Origin of the sequence: Saccharopolyspora karakumensis, assembly GCF_004349225.1 — a bacterium.
Lineage (GTDB): Bacteria > Actinomycetota > Actinomycetes > Mycobacteriales > Pseudonocardiaceae > Saccharopolyspora > Saccharopolyspora endophytica.
This window is the reverse complement of sequence record NZ_SMLA01000064.1, coordinates 24055-34354: the sequence shown is the minus strand read 5'-3', so window position 1 is coordinate 34354 and position 10300 is coordinate 24055. Positions and strand designations below refer to the sequence as shown.

The 10300-nt window shown below is 70.3% G+C and carries 8 protein-coding genes; 7 read left to right on the top strand and 1 reads right to left on the bottom strand.

The genetic code is table 11. The annotated features are described in order from the left end of the window. The 3 genes from E1202_RS32705 to E1202_RS27280 form a co-directional block, all read left to right on the top strand. Nucleotides 1–1215, top strand: a 1215-nt coding sequence (locus E1202_RS32705; RefSeq protein ID WP_456238812.1) for a mannosyltransferase YkcB-related protein, incomplete at its 5' end; no start/stop codon positions are given. Nucleotides 1216–1445: 230 nt separating this feature from the next. Beyond that, nucleotides 1446–2162: a response regulator transcription factor gene (locus E1202_RS27285; RefSeq protein WP_132686181.1), complete on the top strand. Its 717-nt coding sequence runs from the start codon at nucleotides 1446–1448 to the stop codon at nucleotides 2160–2162. After that, the gene (locus E1202_RS27280; protein WP_132686179.1) at nucleotides 2159–3601 is read left to right on the top strand and encodes a sensor histidine kinase; all 1443 of its coding nucleotides are present in this window, start codon (nucleotides 2159–2161) and stop codon (nucleotides 3599–3601) included. The genes E1202_RS27285 and E1202_RS27280 overlap by 4 nt, the downstream gene beginning before the upstream one ends. A gap of 63 nt (nucleotides 3602–3664) precedes the next feature. On the opposite strand, the gene asnB is transcribed toward E1202_RS27280, so the two are convergent. Further along, nucleotides 3665–5491, bottom strand: a complete 1827-nt coding sequence (asnB, locus tag E1202_RS27275; protein ID WP_132686177.1) for an asparagine synthase (glutamine-hydrolyzing) — start codon at nucleotides 5489–5491, stop codon at nucleotides 3665–3667. A gap of 382 nt (nucleotides 5492–5873) precedes the next feature. Between asnB and kdpF the strand changes: the two genes are divergently transcribed. Genes kdpF through E1202_RS27255 form a run of 4 tightly spaced genes read left to right on the top strand, consistent with a single transcriptional unit; the run spans nucleotide 5874 to nucleotide 10271 of the window. Further along, nucleotides 5874–5969 carry a K(+)-transporting ATPase subunit F gene (gene kdpF / locus E1202_RS27270; RefSeq protein ID WP_132686176.1) on the top strand — a complete coding sequence of 32 codons (96 nt, stop codon included), beginning with the start codon at nucleotides 5874–5876 and terminating at the stop codon, nucleotides 5967–5969. After that, nucleotides 5969–7615 carry a potassium-transporting ATPase subunit KdpA gene (gene kdpA / locus E1202_RS27265; protein WP_132686174.1) on the top strand — a complete coding sequence of 549 codons (1647 nt, stop codon included), beginning with the start codon at nucleotides 5969–5971 and terminating at the stop codon, nucleotides 7613–7615. Before kdpF ends, kdpA begins: the two co-directional genes overlap by 1 nt. After that, nucleotides 7612–9663, top strand: coding sequence for a potassium-transporting ATPase subunit KdpB (gene kdpB / locus E1202_RS27260; protein ID WP_132686172.1), 2052 nt, complete (start codon nucleotides 7612–7614; stop codon nucleotides 9661–9663). Before kdpA ends, kdpB begins: the two co-directional genes overlap by 4 nt. Before the next feature lie 5 nt (nucleotides 9664–9668). After that, on the top strand, nucleotides 9669–10271 hold the full coding sequence (locus E1202_RS27255; protein ID WP_132686170.1) for a potassium-transporting ATPase subunit C: 603 nt from the start codon (nucleotides 9669–9671) through the stop codon (nucleotides 10269–10271). Nucleotides 10272–10300 lie beyond the last annotated feature (29 nt).

Below are 10300 nucleotides of genomic sequence, written 5' to 3'. Positions count from 1 at the left end.
GGCGGGTTCTCCGGAACCGCCGGCGTGCTGCGGATGTTCAACGAGCAGCTGGCCGGCCAGATCAGCTGGCTGCTGCCGCTGTGCGCGTTGGTGCTGGTCACGATGCTGGTGCTGGGAGTCCGGCAGTGGCGCGGTGGGGGTGCCCTCCAGCGCGGGACGACCGCGGGCTGGGTGCTGTGGGGAGGCTGGCTGGTCGTCATCGGCGTGATGTTCAGCTTCGCCCGAGGCACCATGCACCCCTACTACACGACGATGCTGGCGCCCGCGATCGGCGCGGTCGTCGGCGCCGGGCTGGTGCGGTTCTGGCGGTGGTACCGGCAGCCGGGCGGGAAGGCCTGGTTGCTGCTGCCGATCGGTGTCGCGATCACCGCCGCGTGGGCGATGGCCGTGGTGGCGCGCGATCTGAGCTGGCACCCGTGGACCGGCTACCTGGCCGTGGGGCTGGGCGTGCTGGCGCTGGTGGTGCTGGTGATCGGTCGCCGCAGGCGCGCGGGTCTGGCCAAGGCCGGGTTCGTGCTGGCGCTGACCGCGATGCTCACCGTGCCCGCGACCTGGTCGGCGATCGGAGCCGTCGGCGGGGGCACCGGGATGATGGGCGGCGCCAACCCGATGGCCGGGCCCCAGACGTCGATGGGCGGCCCCGGTGGCGGGTCGCGCGATGGCCGAATGCCGGGAATGAGCGGGCAGATGCCTCCCGGGACGCCCGGTGACCGAGGCCGCGGTGGCATGGGCGGTGGCCCGGGAGGTGCTTCGCTGAGCGCCGACCAGCAGAAGATCGTCGACCACGTGAAGGCCAACGCGGGTGACGCGCGGATCCCCTTGGCGGTGGAGGGCGGCGCGAACGGCGCGTCGAGCTACATCATCAACACGGACCTGACGGTGGTCGGCATGGGCGGCTTCATGGGATCCGACGACGCACCCTCGGTCGCCCGGCTCACCGAGTGGAAGAACAGCGGCCAACTCGGCTTCGTGCTGCTGGGCGGTGGCCCGGGCGGGCCGATGCCCTCCCACGACGCCCAGTCCGGTCAGGCCCAGCAGGGACAGCGACAGGGCGGCGATCGGGCCGGTTCCGGGATGCAGATGCCCGGGGGCGGTCGAGGTGGCCAGGCGGCGACGGACCGGGAGAACTGGGTGAAGCAGAACTGCACCCTCGTCGACCCCACCACCTACGGCGGCTCGACCGACTCCTCCCAGCAGCTCTACCGCTGCGGATGACCCGGATTACCGCCGCAATCAGGTCACGGATTGCGGCGGTAATCCGGTCGCGGAGAACGGGAGTTGATCGGGGACCGGATCACGGCGGTGATCGGGGGAACCGATTACTCCCGTAATCGGGGGACGGAATACGGGAGTAATCCGGTCGCCGATCGCGGGGGTGAGGTGGGATGGGACACATGGGGGTGGGCTTTCAGCGGACGTCCAGGGTTTTCCCAGGGAGGTGGGTGATGCTGGAGGACGTGGTGGACAGCAGCGGAGCACGAGTGCTCGTCGTGGACGACGAGCCGAACATCCTGGAACTGCTGGCCGCGGCGTTGCGCCTGAGCGGGTTCGAGGTGCACGGTGCCGCGACCGGTTCGGAGGCGTTGCGCGCGGCGGCCGAGTTCCACCCGGACATCGTCGTGCTGGACGTGATGCTGCCCGACCGCGACGGCTTCTCCGTCGCCACCGAGCTGCGCGGCGGTGGCAGCACCGTCCCGGTGCTGTTCCTCACCGCGCGCGACGCGGTGGAGGACCGCATCGCCGGGCTGACGGCGGGCGGCGACGACTACGTCACCAAGCCGTTCAGCTTGGACGAGGTCGTCCTGCGGCTGCGCGCCATTTTGCGGCGGGTCCGTCCCGAGCAGGACGACAGCGCCGCGTTGCGCTACCAGGACCTGGAGCTCGACGAGGACACCTACGAGGTCCGCCGGGCCGGGCAGCTGGTGAGCCTGTCGCCGACCGAGTTCAAGCTGCTGCGCTACCTGATGATCAACGCCGAGAAGGTGGTCAGCAAGGTGCAGATCCTGGACCGGGTGTGGAACTACGAGTTCGGCGGTGATTCGCGGATCGTGGAGTCCTACATCAGCTATCTGCGGCGCAAGGTCGACTCGGTGTCACCGCCGCTGATCCACACCATCCGCGGCGTCGGCTACGTGCTGCGGCTCCCCCCGGAGCACCGATGAGGTTCGTGCGCACGCTGCGCGGACGTCTGGTGCTCGTGCTGGTCGGGGCGCTGGTCGCGGGTCTGCTGCTGATGGGGTTCACCAGCGTCGCGCTGCTCCACCGCTCCCTGGTGGAGCGCACCGACGACCGGCTCGCCGAGATGTCGATGCCCTGGGAGGAAGGGCGCATGCCGCCCCCGGAGCCGACGCACCGGCATCCCGAGGGCCCCGGCCGGGGAGAGCTGCCGACCGACTTCCGCGTGCTGATCTTCGACCCCACCGGCCGTCAGGTGGGGGGAACGCTCGGCGCGACCGAGGGTGAGCCGGGAGGCCCCCTCGTGCTCAACCCGGAGCGCGGACCGCTGGTCGGCACGGTCCCGGATCGGGCGGGCGGTTCGGATTGGCGGGCGCGGCGCGTTCACCTGCCGGACGGGCGCACCGTGGTGCTGTCGTTGTCGCTGGGCAACGCTCAAGCGACGGTGCAGCAGCTGGTCGTCATCGAGCTGGTGGTCGGTGGGCTGGTGCTGCTGGTGCTGGCGCTGGCCGCTGCGGGGACGGTCCGGCTCAGCCTGCGCCCGCTGGCGCGGATCGAGGACACCGCCGACGCCATCGCCGCAGGTCAACTGGATCGCCGGGTGCCGGATCAGGATCCGCGCACCGAGACCGGCCGGCTCGGCGAGGCGCTGAACACGATGCTGGGCAGGCTGACCGACGCGTTGCAGCAGCGGGAGCGTTCCGAGGACCGGCTGCGCAGGTTCGTCGCCGACGCCTCGCACGAGCTGCGCACGCCGCTGACCTCCATCCGCGGGTTCGCCGAGCTCTACCGGCGCAGCGAGGAGCACCGGCCGGAGGACGTGCGGATGATGATGCGCCGCATCGAGTCCGAGTCGGTGCGGATGGGCGGGCTGGTGGAGGACATGCTGCTGCTGGCGCGGCTCGACCGGGAACGCACCATCGATTTGGTCGACCTGGACCTCGTGCCGTTGGTCCGCGACGTCGTGCACGACGCCAGGGCGCGCGACCCGGAACGCGCGATCACCCTGGAGAACCCGGAAGAACTGCGGGTTCTCGGGGACGGTGCCCGGCTGCGGCAGGTGCTGACCAACCTGGTCAACAACGCCCTGGTGCACACCCCGGCCGGTTCTCCGATCGCGGTCGACATCGCCCACGCCGAGGTGAGCGACAGGGCAATCGCCTCGGTGGGGGCGGACATCGGCCTCGGGACGAGGATGGTCGCGGTCTCGGTCACCGACACCGGTCCGGGGATTGCGCCGGAGCACGCGACGAGGATCTTCGACCGCTTCTACCGCGTCGACGAGGGCCGAACCCGTGCCGCCGGCGGGACCGGTCTGGGGCTGGCGATCACCGCGGCCCTGGCGCAGGCGCACCACGGCCGCCTCGAACTCCACGGAGATCCCGGCGGTGGCAGCACTTTCCGCCTCCTGCTGCCGGTCAGCTGAAAGCGAGGAGGGGAGCCGCGACTCGGGTGGGAAGTGCGGATCCCCTCCTCACACCTCATGCGGTCAGAGCTTGACCGTGGGGTTGTGGATGTCGAACCAGACCGACAGGTCGAGGGCGCGCTCGAAGGTGTAGCGAGCGGCCATGTCGATGTTGGCCGGGTCCTGCTCGACGGCCTCGGCGATCCACTTCTCGTTCAGCAACGACAGCGCCGGGCTGTCGGCCTTGACCAGGTCGCGGACCTGGCGCTGCAGGACCGCCGCGTACTCGGGGTCCTGAGTGGACGGGTACGGGCTCTTGACCCGCTCGACCACCGACTGCGGGAGGGTGTCGGCGGTGGCCTGGCGGAGCAGGCTCTTCTCGCGGCCGTCGAAGGTCTTCAGCGACCACGGGGTGTTGAAGACGTACTCGACCAGGCGGTGGTCGCAGAAGGGCACGCGCACCTCCAGGCCGACCGCCATGCTCATCCGGTCCTTGCGGTCGAGCAGGATGCGCACGAAGCGGGTCAGGTGCAGGTAGCAGATCTCCCGCATCCGCCGTTCCAGGTCGCTCTCCCCGTCGAGGGTGGGAACCTCGCCGAGCGCGGTGCGGTAGCCGTCGGCGATGAACGACGGGATGTCGAGCGCGGCGGCGACCCCCGGGTCGAGCATGTCGAAGCCGGCGCCCTGGCTCTGCACGGCGGCCAGCCACGGGAAGGTGTCGGCCGCGCGCACGTCCGGGTCGTGGAACCACTTGTAGCCGCCGAAGACCTCGTCGGCGGACTCACCGGACAGCGCGACCGTGGAGTGCTGCCGGATCGCCTTGAACAGCAGGTACAGCGACTGGTCCATGTCGCCCAGGCCCATCGGGAAGTCGCGCGCCTGGACGGTGGCGCGACGCACCTCCGGGTCGGCGAGGGTGTCGGGGTCCAGCACGATGTCCTGGTGCTGCGAGCCGACGTGCTCGGCGACGTCGCGCACGTAGGGGCCGTCCGGGGTGGCGCGCATGGGGTCGGGGACGAAGTTCTCGGTCTGGCCGAGGAAGTCGACGGCGAAGCTGCGCACCTGCTCACCGCTGGAGGCCAGGTGCAGCCCGGACAGCGCGGTGATGGCGCTGGAGTCGAGGCCGCCGGAGAGCAGCACGCAGCGCGGCACGTCGGAGACCAGCTGGCGCTGCACGATGTCGTCCATCAGCTCGCGCACGTGCGCCACGGACGCCTGCTGGTCGTCGGTGTGCTCGGTGGCCTGCAGCTTCCAGTAGGTCTGCTCGCGCAGGCCCTTGCGGTCGAGGGTGACGACGGTGCCCGGCTCGACCTCGCGCATGCCCGCCCACACGGCCTGGCCGGGGGTCTTGACCATGCCGAACAGCTCGCGCATGCCGTCGGCGTCGACGACCTTGTCGGCCAGCGGGTTGGCCAGGATCGCCTTGGGCTCGGAGCCGAAGAGCACGCCGTGCTCGGTGGGGTAGTAGTACAGCGGCTTGATGCCCATCCGGTCGCGGATGAGCAGCAGCTTGTCCTCGCGGGAGTCCCAGATGGCGAAGGCGAACATGCCGTTGAGGTGCTCGGCGACCTGGGCGCCCCACTCGAGGTAGCCGTGCAGCACGACCTCGGTGTCGCTGTCGGTGTCGAACCGGTGGCCGCGGCGGCGGAGCTCGTCGCGCAGCTCGGTGAAGTTGTAGGCCTCGCCGCTGTAGACGATGGCGACCTGGCCGCTCCCGGCCTCCATCGGCTGCGCGCCTCCGGGCAGGTCGATGATGGCCAGCCGCCGGTGTCCGAGCGCGGCGTGCCTGCTGATCCAGGTGTCACCGGCGTCCGGGCCGCGACAGGTCATGGTGTCGCACATGGCGTCGACTGTGGAACGGTGCTCGGTCAGGTCGCGCTGGAAGTCGATCCAGCCGGAGATTCCGCACATTTCCGGATTTATCCCCAATCTCGTGTGTTCCGTGCCGTTTTCGGGCGTTTCGCGGCGCGTGCCGACTTGTTAGCGACAGTAACGAGATCGTTGCATCGATGAAACCAACTCACGGAGTGAAGTCACCCACCCTCAAAACGCGCAGACCCGCTGAAAGCGGGAGGAAAGCGGCCCCGTCAAGAACGCATCAAGGCCGCCCTCCGCCGTGTCAAGGACTCGTCATGGGCCTCGACCGCGCATCCGGTGCGGGGCTTGGCTGGACCACGGTCGTCGAAGAGAACTCGAGAAGGAGTTGACCGGTCGTGGTCGATCTCGCCTACGCGGCGTTGCTGGTCGGCGGATTCCTGGCGCTGGCGTTGCTGCTGCGCGGTTTGGAGCGGTTGTGAGCGCGCTGGTCGCCAACGCCGCCGGGGGAGTGCTGGCGCTGCTGCTCATCGGATACCTGTTCGTCGCGCTGGTCCGACCGGAAAGGTTCTGATGGGACTGCTTCAAGCAGGTCTGCTGGTGGCCGTGCTCGCGGTCGTCCACAAGCCCTTCGGGGACTACATGGCGCGCGTCTACACGGCCGAAACCGACTGGCGCGTCGAGAAGATCGTCTACCGGCTGGTCGGCGTGCGCTCCTCCACGCGGCAGCGCTGGACCAGCTACGCCACCGGTGTGCTCGCGTTCTCGCTGGTCTCGATCGCGCTGCTCTACGCGGTGCAGCGGCTGCAACCGCTGCTCCCGCTGAGCCTCGGGCGCGGCTCCGTGCCGCCGTCGATGGCGTTCAACACCGCCGTCAGCTTCGTCACCAACACCAACTGGCAGTCCTACGTGCCCGAAGAAGTCCTCGGGCACGGCGTCCAGATGGCCGGGCTGACCGTGCAGAACTTCGTTTCCGCAGCCGTGGGGATGGCCGTCGCCGTCGCCCTCGTGCGCGGCTTCGCGGGCGACGGCACCGGCCGGATCGGCAACGTGTGGGTCGACATCACCCGCGGCTGCACCCGGATCCTGCTGCCGATCTCGGTCGTGGCCTCGATCGTGCTGGTCGCGCTGGGTGCGGCGATGAGCCTCGCGCCCGGCATCGAGGTGACCGGCCTCGACGGGCAGGCGCACACCATCTCCACCGCCCCGATCGCCGGCCAGGAGGTCATCAAGGAGCTCGGCACCAACGGCGGCGGCGTGCTCAACGCCAACTCCGCGCACCCGCTGTCCAACCCCGGCGGCGTCTCGAACCTGCTGGAGATCTTCCTGCTGCTGGTCATCCCGGTCTCGCTGACCCGCACCTTCGGCACCATGGTCGGCGACCGCCGCCAGGGCCACGTGCTGGTGTCGGTGATGGCGACCCTGTGGGCGGCGATGCTGGCCGTGACGTGGTGGGCCGAAACGCACCCGAACGGCCCGGCGGCGCTGGCGGCGGGGGCCGCGTTGGAGGGCAAGGAGACCCGGTTCGGCATCGACGCCTCCGTGCTGTGGGCGGTGAGCACCACCGGCACCTCCACGGGCGCGGTCAACGCGATGCACGACAGCTTCACCGGCCTCGGTGGTGGGACCGTTCTGCTCACCATGCTCCTCGGCGAGGTCGCTCCCGGCGGAGTCGGCGCCGGGCTCTACGGAATCCTCGTGCTGGCCGTGATCGCCGTGTTCCTCGCAGGGCTCATGGTCGGGCGCACCCCGGAGTACCTCGGCAAGAAGCTGGGCCGTCGCGAGGTGACGGCCGCCGCCCTGTCAGTGCTGGCGATGCCGACCGCGGTGCTGCTGGGCATCGGGCTCGCGATGGCGCTTCCCTCCACCCGGGACGCCCTGAACAACACCGGTGCGCACGGGCTCTCCGAAGTCCTCTACGCCTTCGCCTCCGCCGGCAACAACAACGGCAGCGCCTTCGCCGGGCTCACCGCGACCGGCCCCTTCCTCCAGACCGCGCTGGGCGTGGTGATGCTGTTGGGACGTTTCGTGCCGATCCTGGCCGTGCTGATGCTCGCCGGCTCGGTCGCGCAGCAGCAACGCGTCCCCGCCACCGCCGGGACGTTGCCGACCACCGGTCCGCTGTTCGCCGGCCTGCTCGGCGGCACGGTCGTGCTCGTCGCAGCGCTGACCTTCCTGCCCGCACTCGCACTGGGCCCGATCGCGGAGGCCCTGGCATGACCACCACCCTCGAACCCGCGCTCGAAACGTCCGTCACGCACCGGAGAACCGACACGGGAAGCTTCCGGCCACGCCATCTGCTGAGCTCGGTTCCCGAAGCGCTGCGCAAGCTCCACCCGCGACACCAGCTGCGCAATCCGGTGATGTTCGTGGTGTGGGTCGGTTCCGCGCTGACCACCGTCCTCGCCGCGTTCTCCCCGAGCGCCTTCACCATCGCGGTCGCCGCGTGGCTGTGGTTCACCGCGCTGTTCGCGAACCTCGCCGAAGCCGTCGCCGAAGGACGAGGCCGCGCGCAGGCGGAATCGTTGCGGCGCAGCAGGACCGAAGCCGTCGCCCGCAAGCTCGTCGACGGTGGTGAGCGGAAGGTTCCCGGCACCGCGCTGGCGATCGGCGACGAGGTCGTGGTCGAGGCGGGCGAGACCATCCCCGGCGACGGCGACGTGGTCGAGGGCATCGCGACCGTCGACGAGTCGGCCATCACCGGCGAATCCGCGCCCGTCATCCGGGAATCCGGCGGTGACCGCTCGGCGGTGACGGCAGGAACCACCGTGCTCTCCGACCGCGTCGTCGTGCGGATCACCGCCGCACCGGGCGAGACCTTCGTGGACCGCGTGATCGCGCTCGTCGAAGGCGCGCAACGGCAGAAGACGCCCAACGAGATCGCGCTGACCATCCTGCTGTCCACGCTGACGATCATCTTCGTGCTCGCCGTGGTCGCCCTGCAGCCGATGGCGGCCTACTCCGGTTCGCTGATCGAGGTCACGACCTTGACCGCGCTGCTGGTGTGCCTGATCCCCACCACGATCGGAGCGCTGCTCTCGGCGATCGGCATCGCCGGGATGGACCGGCTCGTGCAGCGCAACGTCCTCGCCAAGTCCGGCCGCGCCGTCGAGGCCGCCGGCGACGTGGACACGCTCCTGCTGGACAAGACCGGGACCATCACCTTCGGCAACCGCAGGTGCACCGAACTCATCCCCGTCGACGACGTCGGCCCGGACGAGCTCGCGGAGGTCGCCCGCCTGTCGAGCCTCGCCGACCCCACGCCCGAAGGCAGCAGCGTCGTGGCCTTCTGCGCGCGGGAGTTCGGCCTGCCCGAGGCAGCCGTTGGCGCGGAGGTGGGTGGGAGGAAGGTTCCCTTCACCGCGCAGACCCGGATGAGCGGCATCGACCTCGACGGCCGCAGCATCCGCAAGGGAGCCATCAGCGCAGTTCGCGACCAGGTGGGGGAACTTCCCGATCAGATCGTGCGATGCGCCGACGAGATCGCCGCCTCCGGCGCGACACCGCTGGTCATCGCCGAGAACGACCGCGTGATGGGCCTCATCCGGCTGTCCGATGTGGTCAAACCCGGGATGCGGGAGCGCTTCGCCGAACTGCGCGCGATGGGCATCCGGACGGTGATGATCACCGGTGACAACGAGCTCACAGCCCGCGCCATCGCCGCAGAAGCGGGCGTGGACGACTACCTCGCCGAGGCCAAGCCCGAGGACAAGATGGCCTTGATCAAGCGGGAGCAGGCCGGTGGGCGGATGGTGGCCATGACCGGTGACGGCACCAACGACGCCCCCGCGCTCGCCCAGGCCGACGTCGGGGTCGCGATGAACACCGGCACCAGCGCGGCCAAGGAAGCCGGCAACATGGTCGATCTCGACTCGGATCCGACCAAGCTGATCGAGATCGTCGAGATCGGCAAGCAGCTGCTGATCACCCGCGGCGCGTTGACGACGTTCAGCATCGCCAACGACCTGGCCAAGTACTTCGCGATCCTGCCCGCGCTGTTCGTGGGCATACACCCGCAGCTGGACGCGCTGAACGTCATGGGCCTGTCGACCCCGAACTCGGCTGTGCTGTCGGCCGTGGTGTTCAACGCGTTGATCATCGTCGCGCTGATCCCGCTGGCGCTGCGCGGTGTCCGCTACCGGCCGTCCACGGCGGCCGTCCTGCTGCGGCGGAATCTGCTGGTCTACGGCCTGGGCGGCGTGGTGACGCCGTTCGCCGGGATCTGGCTGATCGACCTGGTGATCCGATTCGTGCCCGGAATCGGGTGAGGGGAGTGAGTGCGGTGCTGCGTCAGTGCGCGGCGGGCCTTCGGCTGCTGCTGGTGGCCACGGTCCTGCTCGGCATCGGCTATCCGATGGCGATCTGGGGAGTCAGCCGACTCCCGGGACTGGTGGCCCACGCGGAGGGTTCGCAGATCGTGGCCGACGGCCGCGTGGTCGGCTCCTCGCTGATCGGAATCGACCCCGTGCCCGGAGATCCGGCGAGGGATCCCTACTTCCACACCCGGCCCTCGGCGTCGGCGGAAGGTTCCCTCGGTCCCGGCGACCCGGCCACTTCGGGCGGCTCGAACCTCGGCGGCTTCAACGGCGACCTGCTCGCCGCGGTCCAGGAGCGCCGCACCGCCATCGCCGCCCGGGAGGGAGTCGCCCCCCACGCGGTCCCGGCCGACGCGGTCACCGCCTCGGCGAGCGGGGTCGACCCGCACATCAGCCCGGCCTACGCCGAGCTCCAGGCGCCCCGCGTGGCGCGGGTGACGGGACTGCCCCTCGCAGAGGTCCACCGCCTCATCGCCGACTGCGAGGAAGGCGGCCTCGTGTCACCGAGGGCCGTCAACGTCACGACCCTCAACGTGGCCGTGCACCGGGCCGCGCGGTGACGAGGGGAACGAACGTGTCGCGCGGCCAC